This is a genomic window from Stenotrophomonas sp. PS02298 (assembly GCF_029959445.1).
GTDB lineage: Bacteria > Pseudomonadota > Gammaproteobacteria > Xanthomonadales > Xanthomonadaceae > Stenotrophomonas.
On sequence record NZ_JASCOR010000011.1, the window covers coordinates 1 to 16,792 of the forward strand.

The following is a 16,792-nucleotide window of genomic DNA, read 5'->3' on the forward strand; positions in this document are numbered from 1 at the left end:
GGGCACTACCGGTCACGCTCCCGCCCACACGTCACGGGGGTTTGTCGCAGCGGCGAACCCCGCGAAACTGGCAATGCCAGAGGGCCCCAAAAGCCCCCCCCTCCCCAACCCTCCCCTCCTCCTGCGGAGCAAGGGAGGGAGCTGAGAGCGATCACCCGCGCAGCAGGAAGTACGGCAGCAGTACCAAGGCTGAAACAACCACCATGCCCAGCAGCACCGCCAGCACAAACAATGGCCGGTTGCGCAGCATCGAACCGAACGTCTCCGCACTGCCATTCCGCAGCGCGGCGGCGCGCTCTTCACGCACGCGCTGCCCGCGTTCAGCCTGATAGCTCGCCATCAGGCTTTTCGCGCGCGGCAGATCATCGTTCTCGCGCAGCCAGATGCCGCCATTGGAAATACCCCAGGGACTGGGTTCAGTTCGGTACCAGGCGATGCCGTTGCGATCGAGCAGTTCGCCGACCTCGGCGCTTTCGTCGTCGCCGACATTACGTAGATTGAGCAGCAATTTGGCCATGCCGCAATGATACCCGGCAGCGATGCGCTACCCTGCACGCCCCTTTCCAACGGAGCGCGCCATGCGTCGTCTGTTCATCCCGCTGCTGCTGTCCCTGCTGGCCGTCGGCTGCACCCCGCCGGGCCCGCCTCCGGGTGGCACCATTGCCAAGTTCGAGCAGATCGACACCCAGCCCGGCACCGGTGCTGAAACCGTGGCCGGCAGTAAGGTAAGCGTGCACTACACCGGCTGGATCTACGACGAGCGCAAGCCCGACAAGCACGGCGAGAAGTTCGACAGCTCGCTGGATCGCGGTGAGCCGTTCAGCTTCAACCTCGGTGACAAGCAGGTCATCCGTGGCTGGGACGAGGGCGTCGCCGGCATGAAGGTCGGTGGCAAACGCACCCTGATGATTCCTGCCGAATACGGCTATGGCAACCGTAGTATCGGGCCGATCCCGGCCGGCTCTTCGCTGGTGTTCGATGTAGAACTGCTCGATGTCAAACCTCGCTGACAAGACCGTTGCCGTCATTGGCGGCGGCCCGGCCGGCCTGTTCGCCGCCGAGCACCTGCGTGCCGCTGGCCTCACGGTCAACCTGTACGAGGCCAAGGGCTCGCCCGGGCGCAAGTTCCTGATCGCCGGCAAGGGGGGACTCAACCTCACCCATTCCGACCCGCGCCCGCTGTTCGACAGCCGCTACCGCGAACGTCAGGCCGAAATCGCCACCTGGCTGGACGGCTTTGATGCCGATGCCCTGCGCCGCTGGGCGCTGGGTTTTGGCGTGGAAACCTATGTCGGCAGTTCCTGCCGTGTGTTCCCGGTTGACCGCAAGGCCGCGCCGTTGCTGCGTGGCTGGGTACGCCGACTGAAGGAACAAGGTGTGCGTTTCCACGTGCAGCATCGCTGGCTTGGCTGGAACCCGGACGGCAGCCTGCGCATGGCCACCGCCGATGGCGATATCGCTGTTCGCGCCGATGCCACGGTATTGGCGCTGGGCGGCGGCAGCTGGCCTGAGTTGGGCTCTGACGGCAGCTGGATGCCGGTGCTGCAGGAACGCGGCGTCGATACCGCGCCCCTGCAGTCGGCCAACTGCGGCTTCGACATCGACTGGACGGCGCACTTCCGCGACCGCCATGCCGGTGCACCGATCAAGCCTGTGGTTGCGCATTGGACCGATCTGCAGGGACAGCCGCAATCGCTGCAGGGAGAGTGCGTGGTCAGCCAGTACGGCATTGAAGGTAGCCTGATCTACGCGTTGGCCGCTGATCTACGCGAAGCCCTCAATCGCGATGGTGCGGTGACGCTGGAACTGGATCTGGTACCCGGCCGCGACGAAACACGCCTGCTTGCCGATCTGGGCCGCGCCCGCAAGGGCCGCAGCTTCGGCGAACACCTGCGCCGCGCTGCCGGGCTGGATGCGGCCAAGGCCGGACTGCTGTTTGAAGTCCTGGGCAAGGATGCCGGCAGCGATCTGGAAGCCGTCGCACGCACGCTCAAGCGCCTGCCCTTGCGGTTGCTACGGCCGCGACCGATGGCCGAAACCATCAGCACGGCTGGCGGCGTGAAGCTCGAAGCGATGGATGACGGGCTGATGCTCATCGCGCAACCAGGCGTGTTCTGCGCGGGCGAAATGCTGGACTGGGAAGCCCCAACCGGCGGCTACCTGCTGACCGCCTGCTATGCCAGCGGCCAGCGTGCCGCAGAAGGTGTGATCCGCTGGCTGTAGTGCCGACCCATGGTCGGCAGAGGCCTTACCGATAACGCCGCAGCTTGCAGGAGCGGCGCAAACCGCGAAGCCAAATATCAATCCGATTGCAAAGAAACCCGCGGCTTCATCGCCGCGGGCTTCGCGGCTCACGCCGCTCCCACAAAATCACCAGCAGGGGTGATCAGCGCATCTTGCTGGTACGCAACGCCGCAACCCGGGCCGGCGGCGTGAACGAATCACTACGCGCCTCGGCCCAATACTCGCGGAACACGGTGTGCTCGGGCACCTTGTTCAACAATTCGCCTGGCCCCAGATAGCGGTACAGGCTGGCAAGTGAGCGGATCTCCACCGGCGATACGCGACGCAGGATGTGTTCCGGGCCCAGCTCGGACGGATCGCGCAGACCAGCAGCACCAAGCAGGTCGCGCAGCGCGCGCATCGTGTTCTGGTGGTAATTGAACACGCGCTGGCCCTTGTCGACCGGCTCCAGATGACGCCAGCGACTCGGGTCCTGGGTGGCAATGCCGGTCGGGCATTTGTCGTTGTGGCAGCTCAGCGACTGGATGCAACCCAGCGCGAACATGTAACCGCGCCCGGCATTGCACCAGTCCGCACCCAAGGCGATGGTACGGGCGATATCGAACGCCGTGGTCACCTTGCCGGCCGCACCCAGGCGGATGCGGTCACGCAGGCCAAGCCCGACCAGGGTGTTGTGCACCAGGATCAGCGCTTCGTTCATCGGCACGCCGACATGGTCAATGAACTCGGCAGGTGCCGCCCCGGTACCGCCTTCGGCACCATCGACCACGATGTAGTCCGGCAGCATTCCGGTTTCCTGCATCGCCTTGGCGATACCAAACCATTCCCACGGATGGCCGATGGCCAACTTGAAACCAACCGGCTTGCCGCCGGACAGCTCGCGCAGACGCGCAACGAACTGCAGCAGCTCAATCGGCGTGGAGAATGCCGAATGCTTGGACGGCGATACACAATCCACACCCATCGGCACACCACGGGTCGCGGAGATTTCGGCACTGACCTTCGCCGCCGGCAATACGCCGCCATGTCCCGGCTTTGCGCCCTGCGACAGCTTGATCTCGATCATCTTGACCTGATCGGAGCTCGCATTCTCGACAAAGCGCTCTTCGCTGAAGCGGCCGTTTTCATCGCGGCAGCCGAAGTAGCCCGAACCGATTTCCCAGACCAGATCACCGCCGTTTTCACGGTGATACGGCGAGATCGAGCCTTCGCCGGTGTCGTGGCAGAAGCCGCCCATTTTCGCGCCCTTGTTCAGCGCGCGGATCGCATTGGCCGACAAGGAACCAAAGCTCATCGCCGAGATATTGAACACGCTGGCCAAGTAAGGCTTGGCGCAATCAGGCCCGATCAGCACCCGGAAATCGTGGTGCGCAATGCTGGTCGGCGACAGCGAATGGTTGATCCATTCGTAGTCCACGGCATAGGCACTGCGCAGCGTGCCGAATGGCACCACATCCATCTCATTGCGCGAACGCTGGTAGATCAGCTGGCGTTGCTGGCGCGAGAACGGCACGTCCTCCAGATCGCTCTGCACGAAGTACTGGCGGATTTCCGGGCCGATGGACTCGAAGCCGTAGCGGAAATGCGCCAACACCGGGTAGTTGCGACGCAGCACGCTGCGCCGCTGCAACACATCCCAGGTGCCCAGCGCCGCCATCAGGCCGAACAGGCCAACGCCCCAGTACCAAGCAGGCCAGTGGGTAGCCAGCGCCAGTGATACTGGCAGCAGGATCAGTGCCAGCACATAAACCAGATAACGATGCATTACCGTCCTCGAACTACACGGATGCCGGATTCTACAACCGGTCGTCCACTGCTTGCCTCGGCCAGGCCGATTTCACGTCGTAGACCACCATGCCCGGCACACCGAGGGCACGGATCCGGGCCTCATCGAAGGCACGGAGGCCAGCACCACCGCATCGTAGACACCTTGTTGCGATACCCGCACAAGCTCGCCCCCCTGTAGCGCACATTGGGGGGCGCCCAGGAGAACAAACACATCCTCGCACGACAACACCTGCACCTGCCCCGCCACAGTGGTTGCGCGGCCCAGGACACCTCCTGAAGCTTCCCCCCAGCAATCGCACGCAAGCATCCCGCTGCGGTTTGCTTCAGTCTTCGTACGGCACGCGAGGAGCCAATGTGCCGTCGACCCAGTGCCCACCGCCTGAATCCCGAGCCGGCCTGTGGCAGCAAACCGGTACGTTTGGGACTTTGGCACCATTGACCAGAATTCGACAGAGCATCGGACTAGCACACCCGTCCGAGGAATCGTCGGCAAGGATGATCGAACACCACGCACAGGCATTGCAGCGGCAAGCTGTTTCAAGACGGGAAGATAGCGGAACACCCGTCGATATTGCGGAAATGAAAAAGGCGACAAAAGTCGCCTAAGTCATTGTGCCCGGAGCCGGAATCGAACCGGCATGGCCTTGCGGCCGGCGGATTTTAAGTCACACAGGCTACCCTAACTGATTGATTCAATTGGGACGCAAGTCGACTAAACGGGGTCATTTTCCCACATCGACTGCACAAAAGCTGCACAGGGAAATTACCTTGGCACCCTCACCTCGGCCGCCGGCCGCTTGCTGATCAGCGCCTGCAGCACCGCCTTCTCCCGCGATCGACGGCGTGGCTTCACCGGTCGGCTGGGCAGATCGTTGCCCCGTGCCGCGATCCATCGCTCCACCCACATCTTTCCCTGGCGGTAGGAGCCGGCCTTGAACCAGAAGGACCGGCCCTGCCAGTTGAGGGTTCCAGCCACCCTTCCCGCCTCCAGCTTCAGGACCGCCACGGTCCCGTAGTTGAAGCACAGGTAGCAGGTGTCGGGGTTGTCGAGCCATCGGTAGGGGTTCGGGAGCATGGCCCAGCATCGCGCCGGGCCGTCTCAGGGGCTGGGATTGACCACCGAAGAGTCCACTTTGGGCATAATCGGCCCAGCCAACTTGGATAGGCGAACATGCTCGGAAGCTTCCGGTTTTTTCTTGCACTGTGCGTTGTTGTGTTCCACCTGAGCGGCGGAATGCTTGGAGAGGTACGGAATCTCGGCCAGTTTGCCGTCGAGTGCTTCTACGTGATCAGCGGGTTCTTGATAACGATGATCCTGGTCGAGACGTACAAATTTGACTTTAGGTCATTCGCAACAAACCGAGTCCTCCGGCTCTACCCGTCCTATTACGTTTTTGCCATCGCAACCCTCGCTATGTGGCTGACGTTGCCGCGAATGGATGAGTTCCACCCTTGCTGGGTATGGGCTGGCCGGGTAACCGACGTGATCGGCAATATTCTCATCTGGCCGTGGACCTTCTTTCCTGACGAGCCGAACAACTTCAAATTCCGGCTGATCCCCTCCACGTGGTCAATCGCGGTTGAAATTTGCTGCTATTTCCTGCTTTGGGCATTCGCGGCGCGGTCCCTGAAGCTCAGCGTGCTGGCGCTGCTCGCATCCGCCGCCTACCACGTCTATGCCGTTTTCAATATTCCAGACTCGGCAGCCCGCTACTATCCAGTCAGCGCAGCGATGTTGGCCTTTAGCGCCGGATCTATCGCCTACCGCTTCAGCTCAAAGCTGACTGCATTGCGTCCCCCATGGATGACGCAACAGAAGAACCTGCCCGTGCTGCTCATAGCTGCAATCGCACTTTTCCTCTGCACATGGTCGGCCAGCACATACGACAGGTCGGCAACATCCAATCCCTTCTACTACGGGGTGATCATTATCGCCGCCGTTGTTGTGCTTGCCTTCCATGGACTCCGTACCGGCGGGACGCTGGGCAAAGTCGATCGCTGGCTCGGGGACCTGTCCTACCCTGTGTTCCTGATCCACTACCCTGCCGGATACGTAGCGTGGCTCACGCTCGGCCAACCTACAGAGATTAGAAGCTGGACCATCGCGCTGATGGCGATTCCAATCTCTATGGCGGCCAGCTGGCTGGTGGTCCGCCTTGTGGATATCCCGCTCAGGAAGACCCGTGACTCGGTCCGGGCAGAGGCCATCGCCAAGGCTATGATGGAAGGTCAGACAATTTCATGACCCCGACTTGAGGAGATGTGTACGGGATCATGTAGAGGTTCCCGTCACCCCCATCCACTGCTCCAACGAACTTGTCAGTGAGGTTCAGAAGCGATGGCAGGAAGGTCAAGCTGTCGTTGCGCGTATCAATGACCAGGAAGTCCGACGACTGATAGCGCGGGACAAAGATGACGTACGGCCCGCGCGCGATGGCCCACGTCCACTTGTCCATACCCGCAGGAAGCGTGCCGAAGGTACGCGCCACACCGGCGGCCGGGTCGAGGGCCATGCAGGCGGTGGCGCTTCTCGGCACGAAGTAGATGTGGCCGTTCGCCCCGACGACCCCGCCGCAGAATTTCCGGTCTCCAGCCAGAACCCCGCTGCTGATGTAGGATAGCGAATCATCAGAGGGGTCAACAACCAAGATACGGTTGTCATAGCGCGGGCAGGCGTACAGCTTCCCGCTCGCAGCTTTCACGAACCAACCCCACTGGCCGTTTACGTTGGTATTGGTGAAAACGACCCCGGGAATGCCATAGGTGGTATCGGTTGCCGGGTCGAGCACCAGAACCTTGGTGCTGTCAAACGGACAGAAATAGATCTTGCCGTTATCCGCAAGTGCGCCGCCGTAGTACTTCTTCCCGTCCGCATCCCCCCTGCTGAACATCGTTGCGGTGTCTGTGGCCGGGTCGATCTTGAGGATGTTCGACTGCCCCGCGGGAACCCCATAGATGTATCCATTTGGGGCTTCAATTGACCCTATCCAGCTATCCGCACCACTCCCGTATGTTCCGAAACCTGCAACTGCGCCCGTAGTGGTATTGATCTTTAGGAGCTGGGTGTTCCTGTACGGCGCGCCATAGATGTGGCCGTTCACCGAACTCTTGCAACCGTAGGCCCACTTTTCGGCTGTACCGAAGGAGCCGCGCCCAACAACAGGGCCGCGCGCCACCTTCAGCATCAAATAGCGGACAAGCTCCAGCATCTCCGAATCACTGAGCGCCTTGTTGAACACCAGCACTTCGTTCACAAGCACCTTGGTATTCCGGGCCAAGTCGTAGCGGGCACCCAGGGTTATTCCGCCACAAGCTCCTGTCCCGGCATCACCAATAGTCTGCAGGAACCCATCTGCTGAGAATGCAGAGCTTGCGCCAGAGTAGAGTCCACGGAATACGTGAAGGCCCTCTGTTAGCGTCAGATTACCGCTTACAAAGGAGGTTCCAGCCCAAACGCCGCCACGACCGATTACCGTGGTGTGACCCAGCCAGTTTCGATTGGTGCTGGCCGCTCCATCCACCCATGGGTAGGCATCTGAGTACGATGCGCCGCCACTTGGAAGCGAGCACAGCAGGACGATGGTGTTCGGCTGGGCGTACGTCGTGCCAAAGGCGCGCTGCAGGGCGTCGTCAGTACCATCGAACTCAACGGCCGGCAGCCCATTAGCCCAGCTGGCGCGATACGTGGGCTGCCTGCTACCCGTGGTTTGGGTCAATGTGTAGGCATTGGCGGTCTGATCGGGCCAGGACGCAACCGCCGCCCCGTCACTGAGTCCGAGCGTGTCCGCTGTGTACCTAGCAACCAATCCGGAGATGGACGGAAGGCTGGGATCGGACGGCCACGCCGGGGCTGGATAGACAGCAGTCCCCGCCATCATCACCCGCCGCAGCATCATGCACTCTCCTGCATCGCATAGCTCACAGTGGCCCCGCCGTCGTAGCTGACAAACGTCAACCATGTCACGGCATTGGCAGCACTGGCCACGGTGGTGTCACTGCCACCCAACGGTTTCCAGCCAGCGGGGAAGGTCACAGTGCGACTACCGGTGGCGTCCTGCACGATCCGCAGCTCGCCTTCGGTCGCATAGCCGGACGGGGCCGCATTAGCCAGCGTCAGGGAAACTGTGCCGGTCAGGCTCAGTTGGTGACGGCGCGACAGCCCGTGGCCGCAGTTGATGGTGGCCGTGCCGCTGGAAACCGGCACGGTGTTGATCTTCAGACCCGCCAGATCACGCAGGCTGATCTTGGCATCATCACCTGCCGCGACCGCGCTGTCGGCTGTATCGGTTCCGCCATCCAACGCCTGTAGCGGAATTACCTCGGTGCCGGCGTAGGCCTTCAAGGCTGGGTTGTCGTCAAATCGCTTGGTCGTCATGGCTTATCCCTGATAAATGATGCCGGCCTGATCGGCGTAGGTGGTGCCGTCCTGGTCGGCATACGAACGCAGGGCAATGGCGCGGTAATCGAAGCGAGCGGTAGCGGCTTGCCAGCTGTCCAGCCCGTCGCGGACGGCCCACACTTCCACCCGGCCGGCGCCGTTGCCACTGAGCACCGGCACACTGGCCGTGGTTCCTGTGATGCCCGCCTGCTCATCGGACAGCACGTCGTCCACAAAAGCCCGCACGGTATAGGTCGTGCCCGGTTCCGGGCCGATACTGGCCGCTTCGGCATCGATGAGCTGGTCGGCCTGCAGCAGGCGGTCTCGGTGGGCCCAGCTAACGTCGAACGCGCCAATCACCTCGGCAGGCGGCAGCGCGGCATTGATCCGAAGGCGACCGGGAGCATAGGGACGCACTTGTCGACTGGCCATGGTGGCGCTGAGCATGGGAGCCATTCCGGCAGACAGCACACCATTCGGCCCCTGGGTCAGCGCCTTGGCAGTGACGGTCTCGCCGTGCACGTACTCGCGGCCGTCCACGGCCATGAAGTCGTCATAGAAAAAGATCAGCTCGCCTTCCGGGTGCTCGCGAGGCGCGGTATCACCGCAGCCACGCCCCAATGTCATCGTGCCCGCCACCGGGTCCATGGCATCTAACCGCACGATCTCATCACCCCAAAGGCCCGCACTGCCGATCACCACACGATCCAGGCCATCCTGCGCGGCCACGGTAAACACCCTAGCGCGCGCGTCATCGCCGCCACTGACGGCAGCGGCCGGGCACCAGCTGCCGGCGTAGCCCCCGCTCAGCGCCTCACCGGGCCCTGCCGTGTAGAGGGCATAACGGTCACCGCCGTTGGCACGTACCGCCACGGCCGCCATGTAGCCCACATCCTCGGGCAGGGCAGCCAGCTCGGCAGGAGTCATGGCCTGAGCGAGTTCGTGATAAGGAATTTCGAACAGGCGCTGGTGCAGCGAGGGCCTCAGCTCGTTGAGCTCGATGGCCGGCTCGTCACTCTGCACATAGACCGAATCTGCCATGCCGAACACGTCCTGCAGCGCCACGATACGCACGGCACCAGAGCGCAAGGTCCCCGCATCAATTTCACCCACCATGCAGACCATGTCGGCGATGCCTCGGCGCGGGGCCTGCAGCCGGAAGTAGGTGCCGGCCCGCCATGCCCATGGCGTGCGGACACAGGTCAGATTGATGCGGCGGCCGGGTGTCGCCAGGTTGCGCAGCTCACGGTCGGCCACACGCAGGGCGAGTGACTCAACCGGAATCTCTAGAAAGGTTTTGGTCTGGCTGATCACCCCTCCCGCGGTCTGAATAGCCCCCAGCGCCTGCACCGGAGCCGTGGTGCGTTTTTCCTTGGCAACCGAGTCGAACCACTCCACCACCACCTGGTTGACTGCATCGTCCAGGGCGGTCACTTCTTCCTGAAAGTCGAGAATGTCGTCATCCACCAGCACCGGCAGATCATCTGCATCACCGGCACCCCGGATAAGGTCCAGATGCCAGCGCCCGTCTGCGCGGCTGCGCGAACACGACAAGCCAGCCACATTGCAGATGCGCTGGCGGAAGTCGACCAAGGTTTCCTGGTCCGGGTCATAGGCCGTGCACAGTCCGAAACCCTCAGCAAAAAGCCGGTCAGCGGCCGCACGGAAGCTCGCCTCATTCACCAAGGCCGGAGACTCACCTCCCATACGACTGTCGGTAATCGACTGGTAGAGGATGTGGGCGGGGTTCATCGCATACTCGCTGGCAATCACCGCCGTCGAGCTATGCAACATGCGATGGTTAGTAGGCGAACCGTAGTCCTCACCAGTGAAGATGTTTTTCCCATCCACGCAGGCAAACGCCACCCAGCATTCAAAGCCGACCCGCACTGCCGGAATGACGATATTCACCCCTTCCGCCATGGGGTAACCACTCACGGCGGCCGGCGGCGCGGATGGTCCGAGGCTGACGCCGTGAACACCCACCACACACCCAGAATCGTCGTAGTTGGTCTTGATATCCAACGCGAATGAGCGCGTAACCCCCTTGGGGAAGGTGATATGCAACCACGCGATACCAACAGCTCCCCTCACGCCTCCAGACCAGGAAATTGACGAGCTTGTGTCGATCACATCGTCGTAGTCCGCCGGCTGTGGCGACCACCCTGCAACATCACCCGGCGCGGAAAACAAATAAGGCGCGGCGGCTGTTTTGCGCCACTGCAGGGAGAACTCTGGCAGGCCTTCCAAGAGAGCGATCTGTGCTGTTCCCGGATACCAACACCCCTCATCCCAGCCCTGAGTGATGCGGCGGAGCTTGAACGATGCGGCCTTGGGGTAGGGGTTCATGGCGCCCCAGCGACCACCACGGAACACGATGGAGGCCTTGCCCCGGCAAGCTCCGCGCCGCGACCCTAGGTGCTTGGTCAGATAGTCGTTGGGCTGCTGCTCCGGCTCACCGAACATCACGTCTAAATAGCCGGCAATGCCACCCTCGCTCTTTTCCCCACCCCACAGGTTCATGGCATCCACATAGAGGCGGGTGCTTTCAGTGACCACCCCATTCCATGCGGTGCGGTCACCACCACGGATTTCCAACAAGGCATCGATCGGGCCACGGCACAGCCCGAAGTGGATCAGCGGCCGGTACCAGTAGCCGATGGTCTGGGGTTTGTTCTTTCCACCGCTCACTGACTTACCTCCCCACCCTGCCAACCCTGCACGGCTGCGGCATGCTCAACTAGCGCCACCGCCAGCGGGTCACCGGTGGCGTGCATGACTTCGGCGGCGACTCCCTCGTGCAGGAACTGCGACCAGCACAGCCCATGGCGGGCGAACCATGCACGCCCACCGCTGGCGCAGTAGCCCGCCCTTGCCTTGAAGCCGGGCACGGTGCGCATGTGCTCACGGGTCACAACCAGCCCACGGTAATGCTCAGAGTTCACCCACGCCTCCCTCGTCGTCTTCGTCGTCATCACCACCGGAGGTGCCACCGCCCAGCGGATCGGTCACATTGGCCAGACCGCTGACGTTCCACTTGTTGTCCAGCCATGATTCGATAGGGTTGGTGGTGCCGGGCAGCAGGCCAGGCGACCACTTCTTGCCGGTCTTGGACTTGATCTCTTCGGTACCAAGGTTCTTCCAGGCAAGGATGACGCTGTCATCCACCCAGACTGTGCCGAACACGGTGATGATGGCCTTGCCGTCTTCCACCACCGGGACATTGGCGTCCAGCGGCTTGGGCTTCTCGATCTTCGGGCGCATCGAATAGCTGATGAGCGCCGACACCACCATGATGGCGATCTGCCAGACCACCTGCACCCAGGCCTCTTGCTGACCCTGCGCTCTGGCACTGGTCCAGACGCCGGCCGCATCCAGACCAGCAATGAAGGCCACCCCCATAGCAAGCCACATGGCCGCAGGACGCAGGCGATCGCGATGCTTGTCCAGCACCCAGTAACGCAGCAGCCAGCCGGTGTGGCGCAGTCGCGACCGGCTCACCATACCGGATTGCCTCCCATGGGATTCTTGGCGGGCAGGTCAGGGCTGCCGCCGAAATTGTCACTGTTGCCGAAGCTCTTGCAGGCAGCGAAGGTGTGGGCGCAGCCGGGATAGGCGGTCATTTCCAGTTCCGGTTCCAGCCCGTGGCCGCCGTACTGAATAGTGATGGTCGATCCATCGTGGGACATGATCGAGCGGCGCTCTAGCAGCCCGTCTTCGCGCGTCCATTCCACATAGCCACCGGCCAGGGTCTCGGCACTTTCGGCAAAACCGGCCGCGACGAGCTTCAGGCCCTGAACCTGCTCCAGAACTGCGGCCACACCCCAGGCTGCCGGGTCCAGGTTGCACATGCCGACACCCTGCCCGTACTGGGCCAGTGGGCAGGCGCGCTGCCAGCGCAGCTGCAGACCGGTGCGGCGCTCGCTGCGGTGCGACGGCTCGCACACCAGCTCCAGTTGAGCATCGGTGTACTTTGGCGCAATCACGCGGCCGTGCCACTCCACCGCCGGTGCATCATCGCCACGGTGCATCGCCAGGCAGGTGACAAACACCGGCGCCGAGGGTGGATACGGGCGCCACAGGCGTCCCAGCGACTGAGTCGGCGGAGTGTCAATAGCCGATGGATCCAGCAGGCAATCCATCGTCAGGGTGACGTTGTTCTTTGCGTATTCCACCGAATCACGCAGCGCGCTGCGGCTGATGTTTGCCGCCTTCCAAGTGACATCACCCAGCGGCACATCCCTGTCGGCATGAGCGAAGTGCCAAACCAGCGGCCCGCATGCGAAACGGAACAGGTGCACAGGTCGGCCGAACCAGCGAGATACCTCGCGCAGGTCAAAGCTCATCGGCCACCTCATTGAAGACCAGCTGCACGCTGGCCACGTCGTATCTCCACCAGTTGATGCGCACCACATCGGCACCGAGGGTGCAGGGCGACAGCCAGGCGAGCTGGCGCACGGCGGCCGGAGCGAGCGCCTTGCCCAGCGTCGCGTTCAGGGCCAGCCGGTGGTTGCCGTTGCCCAGTTGGCTGACCGCGGTCACCCGGCGCAATAGCTGGCTGCCATCGGCCAGAGTGATGCACACATCGCGGCGCCCAGCCGGCAGGGAACCGGTCGGCAGCCCACACCACGCCACATCGATGCTGCTGGCGTTACTGGCAGCATTGGCGGCCAGGCTCATGTCTTGGCCAAGACTAGCAACCCAGATCGGAGTGGCACGGCCCGCTAGCGCCCACAGTAGGGACAGCAACTGGCGCACCTGCGACAGGCCCACAGCTGTGATCTGCCGACCGTGGACTGACAGCGCACGGCCAAGGGTGTCGTAAATGAATGGTCGGGCCACGCCTTCGTCGCTGATCACTGCCATGCGCGAGGATTGCCAGGTGGGATCGACCGACCAATCCACCGTCAGTGATAGCAACGGGTGACTACGGTAATGCTCATCCCCGGCATCCGCGACAATGGGCAGGTCATCGAGGAGGGAAAACTCGGCGCGCCATGGCAGGTCGTTGCCGGTGAAGCGCGACAGATCAGGCAGGCGCAACAGGCGGGCACGCACCAAGGGCAGCACACGGGTTCCGGCGCGATGGGCACGACCCAGCGGGGCTGACAGATGAAGGCTGCCATCGACCAATGCATCCACGTCCACCACTTCATGGTTACGCGGGTTGTTCTCATCAACCAACAGCGCACGACCGGGGCCGAAAAGCCCCAGCCCATCACCCAATGGCAGGCCGTCTGACAGCGGCAAGACATCAGCGGCCAGCACAGCGCCGGCGCCGGACAACGGCAGCCACCACTGGCCCCAGCCCCGCTCCGCAAGCGCTTGTTCCAGCCATTGGCGATCGGCACCACTGACCAGACCGTCCATGGTCACCACCACACGCGGCGCTGCACGCAATGCGCGGTACTGACCGCCACCAGTTGGCGGCTGCATCACGTCTGTCAGCCATTCGGCCTGCCAGTTGAGGTCGCCAGCACCGGGGAATGGCCACACTACCGCATCAGCCACGCTGCAGGCCCTCCAAGTTGTTGCGCACATGGGTAAGCACCACCTTCTCACCCGCGGAGCCCGCCAAAGCGTTGGCAACCGCCTCGTCGCCTATGGCAACGATGGGGGTGGTAACCACGCCGCCATCCTTCGCCGTGAGATTTGCCTCATATGCTGCATTCTGGCGACGAGACAGAACGCGCTCACCTGTCTGCAAGATGGCCGGCACTTCGTCAGGCTTGAGGCCCGCTATGCCACCGCTGTGATACCTGGGCGCGTGGCCGAATAACATCGGGTTGACACGTACCTTTACTGCGCTTTGACCTGCCATTCCACCAGTGTGCTGCTGCGCAACCGAAGCGCCTGCTGCGGCACCACCTCCACCCCATGCGCTCATCGCAGCCTTGATGGCTCGCAATGCCAGCTCTTGCGCAATCATTCGCGCAACGCCAGCCACGAAGCTCTTTACCATGTCTGCAAATGCCTCTTTGAAGGACTTCGCGCCAGTCGTAAGGTCGGCCAGGAAGTCACCAAAAGACGAGCTGGCGATATCCTCCATCTTCTGTTTGAATACTTGCTGGGACGCAGTGATGCTTCCGATTTGCACGTCGATAGCCCCGATACCGGCGAGCACTGCCGCGTGCTCTGGCGTGCCCTCCTTCATGTCGGCCAACGCAGCACCGGCGGCAACGCGCAATGCCTGCAAGTCGGCAAGGGCCTTGGCACGTGCGGCGGCAATCTGTCGTTCGCCTTCGCTGTAGCCCAACATGCCGCCTGCCACCTGCGCGCCGATAGATGCTTCCTTCCCCTGCAGCGCGTTGGCGATGTTCTCGCCAGCCTGCCGCAGCTCATCGGCCTTGGCCTTGGATACCAGCCGGTCGATCAGGTTCTCCACCATCTTGCGGCCAGCTGCGTCACTGTCGGCGTCCAGCCGCTTGAACAACTGCTGATACTCGGCTTCGAGCTTCGCGCGCTCCACGGCGCCGGTGTTGCCGTCCAGCTCCATGAGCCGCAACTTCACATCGCCCAGTGACTTCGCCAGCTCGTCCTCGGCCTTCTTCTGGTCGTGCGCACCCTTGGCCGCAATGTCGGCGCGATCGCGCTCCAGAATGATGATCTGTTCTTCCAGCTTCTGCCGCTTGCCGGCTTCCCTCGTGACGGCAAGCTCCGCCTGCGCCTGGGCGATCTGAAGGTCGATGGACTGCTGCTGCAGCTCTAGCCGCGTGGCGAAGTATTCCCGCATGCCGATTTCGTTCTCGGCATAGAGCCGGTCAAGCTCGGCAAGGGCCCGGGTAACGGAATCGCGCATCAGTGCGTTGGAGGCCGCCACGGCCTTGCCGGCGCCACCGATACCGCCGCCACCCGAACCGTCACCGCCGGTTTCCGACGCCTTGCCGCGCACTCGGGCGGTTGTTGCATCGATCTGCGCGAACAGACCGGTGACGCCGCGGGCCAAGTCCTTGGCGTCGCTGCGGATCATGTCGCTGGCGGCCTGGAACCCAGCCACCATGCTTCGGCGCTGCGCAGTCAGATCGTCCATGATCCCGCCCACGCCATCGGCGTAAGACTTCACCGCCGCGATCGGGCCACCATCCTTCAGCGCCTGCCAGCTGTTGCTGATGTTCCGGAACGCCCCGCCTACGTATTTCACCAGCCCTTCGGCCACCTTGAATCCCACGGACCCAAGTGCGGTAAGCGCGACCGTGATGATCTCCACCACGTTCTTCACCACAATGCCGGCGGCGGCAACAACGCGGAACACGCTCGCGAGGAACTCGCCCAGGCCGGCAAGCCAGCTGGTCTTTTTGCCAAGGCCATCTGCGGCGCTTTCGGTATCGCGCAAGTTGGCGGCCACCTGCTGCATGAGCACCAAAACGGGTTCGAAAAACTGCGGCAAGTCGCGAGCGATGTCGCCGAGGATGCCGACGAACGCCTGTGCGGAGCCGGTAGCCTCGTTCTGGTCGTTCATGAAGCGCACAATCGAGTTGCGGATCTGCGTGAACGCGCCGCCAATGGTCTTCGGCATCCGCTCATACTCGGCCCGCAGAACGGCCTGATCCTTCAGCAACGCCTGCGCCAGGTCGCGGCTGCTCACCTTGCCGTCGTTGACGTAGGCCTTGACCTGCCCGCTGGCGATGCCGAGTTGCTTGGCCAGCGACTGCACGATGCGCTGGCCACCCTCGTTGATCGAGTTGAACTCCTCGGCCTGCACACGGACGCTGCCGAGCGCCTGCCCGAACTGGCGCATCACGCCGGATGCTTCTTCGCCAGTAGTGCCGGAGATGGCCAGCGCCATCGAGACGGCCTCGGTGAGCTCCAGCTGCTTCAACTGGCTCAGGCCCACCTGGTCCGCGGACTGGGAGACCTTGTTGTAGAGGCCAACCGTCTCCTTCCAGCTGGCCTGCGTGCGCTGGGCGATGGCGAAGGTTTCATCCTGTGCGGCGTTGAACTCCTCCTGCGACTTCGTCGCCAGGCGAAGGCGGCCGGAGATACCGGCCGCCTCGTCGGAGACCTTAGCCATGCCGCCGAGCGTGCGCAGCGAGGCATAGGTGGCAACGAAGCCCACCAGCTGCGCACGCGCAGCCTTCAGCCCGTTCACCCATCCAGCCGTGTTCGGACCAGACCGGGCTGCATCTTCTTTCAACCTGCGGAAGTCACCGCGCAGCAACGCGATGCCCTGCTTGATGTCGGTAAGGTCCGCAGAGATTCGAACGCGGAGGTTGGGGTTGGTCATCAGCCGGTGAGTCCTTTGAGGTACGCCTTGAAGTCTTTGCTGTCGTACTGCGCCGCACGAGCGGTTACCGCGTCATCGGCCAGCCTCCTTCGCCGGCTACGCTCGGCCGCTTCGGTGAAGGCCCGAAGTTGGCCGAGCGTGTACTGCTTGATCTCGCC

General features: G+C 62.9%; 14 protein-coding genes and 1 pseudogene. 3 read left to right on the forward strand and 12 right to left on the reverse strand.

The window, feature by feature from the left end; all coding sequences use genetic code 11:
* Nucleotides 1-151 precede the first annotated feature (151 nt).
* Complete coding sequence (locus QMX78_RS03180) at nucleotides 152-517, reverse strand: DUF6164 family protein (RefSeq protein ID WP_282266467.1); 366 nt, start codon at nucleotides 515-517, stop codon at nucleotides 152-154.
* A 61-nt stretch (nucleotides 518-578) separates the two neighbouring features.
* On the opposite strand from QMX78_RS03180, the gene QMX78_RS03185 reads away from it, so the two are divergent.
* Both QMX78_RS03185 and QMX78_RS03190 read left to right on the forward strand, forming a co-directional pair.
* Nucleotides 579-1,010, forward strand: a complete 432-nt coding sequence (locus QMX78_RS03185) for an FKBP-type peptidyl-prolyl cis-trans isomerase (RefSeq protein ID WP_282266469.1) — start codon at nucleotides 579-581, stop codon at nucleotides 1,008-1,010.
* Entirely contained in the window at nucleotides 994-2,223 is a 1,230-nt protein-coding gene (locus QMX78_RS03190; RefSeq protein ID WP_282266471.1) for a TIGR03862 family flavoprotein, read from the forward strand. The genes QMX78_RS03185 and QMX78_RS03190 overlap by 17 nt, the downstream gene beginning before the upstream one ends.
* Nucleotides 2,224-2,386: 163 nt before the next feature.
* On the opposite strand, the gene QMX78_RS03195 is transcribed toward QMX78_RS03190, so the two are convergent.
* From QMX78_RS03195 to QMX78_RS03205, 3 genes and pseudogenes are all read right to left on the reverse strand, one after another.
* Nucleotides 2,387-4,009 (reverse strand): FMN-binding glutamate synthase family protein, encoded by a 1,623-nt coding sequence (locus QMX78_RS03195; protein WP_282266473.1) that lies wholly within the window; start codon nucleotides 4,007-4,009, stop codon nucleotides 2,387-2,389.
* 31 nt (nucleotides 4,010-4,040) lie between these two features.
* Nucleotides 4,041-4,174: pseudogene (locus QMX78_RS03200) on the reverse strand (nucleotide sugar dehydrogenase); the annotation flags it as partial.
* A 621-nt stretch (nucleotides 4,175-4,795) separates the two neighbouring features.
* Entirely contained in the window at nucleotides 4,796-5,107 is a 312-nt protein-coding gene (locus QMX78_RS03205; RefSeq protein ID WP_282266475.1) for a hypothetical protein, read from the reverse strand.
* 96 nt (nucleotides 5,108-5,203) lie between these two features.
* Here QMX78_RS03205 and QMX78_RS03210 point away from each other — a divergent pair, with 96 nt between their 5' ends.
* On the forward strand, nucleotides 5,204-6,277 hold the full coding sequence (locus QMX78_RS03210; RefSeq protein WP_282266477.1) for an acyltransferase: 1,074 nt from the start codon (nucleotides 5,204-5,206) through the stop codon (nucleotides 6,275-6,277).
* On the opposite strand, the gene QMX78_RS03215 is transcribed toward QMX78_RS03210, so the two are convergent.
* The 8 genes from QMX78_RS03215 to QMX78_RS03250 are packed head-to-tail and all read right to left on the reverse strand — an operon-like array spanning nucleotide 6,249 to nucleotide 16,634.
* A complete protein-coding gene (locus QMX78_RS03215; protein WP_282266478.1) occupies nucleotides 6,249-7,928 on the reverse strand; it encodes a hypothetical protein in 1,680 nt (559 codons plus the stop codon). The genes QMX78_RS03210 and QMX78_RS03215 overlap by 29 nt on opposite strands.
* Nucleotides 7,925-8,407, reverse strand: a complete 483-nt coding sequence (locus tag QMX78_RS03220) for a hypothetical protein (RefSeq protein WP_282266480.1) — start codon at nucleotides 8,405-8,407, stop codon at nucleotides 7,925-7,927. The genes QMX78_RS03215 and QMX78_RS03220 overlap by 4 nt, the downstream gene beginning before the upstream one ends.
* Nucleotides 8,408-8,410: 3 nt before the next feature.
* Nucleotides 8,411-11,101 (reverse strand): hypothetical protein, encoded by a 2,691-nt coding sequence (locus QMX78_RS03225; protein ID WP_282266482.1) that lies wholly within the window; start codon nucleotides 11,099-11,101, stop codon nucleotides 8,411-8,413.
* Entirely contained in the window at nucleotides 11,098-11,355 is a 258-nt protein-coding gene (locus QMX78_RS03230) for a hypothetical protein (RefSeq protein WP_282266484.1), read from the reverse strand. The genes QMX78_RS03225 and QMX78_RS03230 overlap by 4 nt, the downstream gene beginning before the upstream one ends.
* Complete coding sequence (locus QMX78_RS03235; RefSeq protein ID WP_282266486.1) at nucleotides 11,345-11,911, reverse strand: hypothetical protein; 567 nt, start codon at nucleotides 11,909-11,911, stop codon at nucleotides 11,345-11,347. The genes QMX78_RS03230 and QMX78_RS03235 overlap by 11 nt, the downstream gene beginning before the upstream one ends.
* Nucleotides 11,908-12,756 carry a phage BR0599 family protein gene (locus tag QMX78_RS03240; protein ID WP_282266488.1) on the reverse strand — a complete coding sequence of 283 codons (849 nt, stop codon included), beginning with the start codon at nucleotides 12,754-12,756 and terminating at the stop codon, nucleotides 11,908-11,910. The genes QMX78_RS03235 and QMX78_RS03240 overlap by 4 nt, the downstream gene beginning before the upstream one ends.
* A complete protein-coding gene (locus QMX78_RS03245) occupies nucleotides 12,746-13,921 on the reverse strand; it encodes a hypothetical protein (RefSeq protein ID WP_282266490.1) in 1,176 nt (391 codons plus the stop codon). The genes QMX78_RS03240 and QMX78_RS03245 overlap by 11 nt, the downstream gene beginning before the upstream one ends.
* Nucleotides 13,914-16,634 (reverse strand): tape measure protein, encoded by a 2,721-nt coding sequence (locus QMX78_RS03250; RefSeq protein WP_282266492.1) that lies wholly within the window; start codon nucleotides 16,632-16,634, stop codon nucleotides 13,914-13,916. The genes QMX78_RS03245 and QMX78_RS03250 overlap by 8 nt, the downstream gene beginning before the upstream one ends.
* Nucleotides 16,635-16,792: the final 158 nt, after the last annotated feature.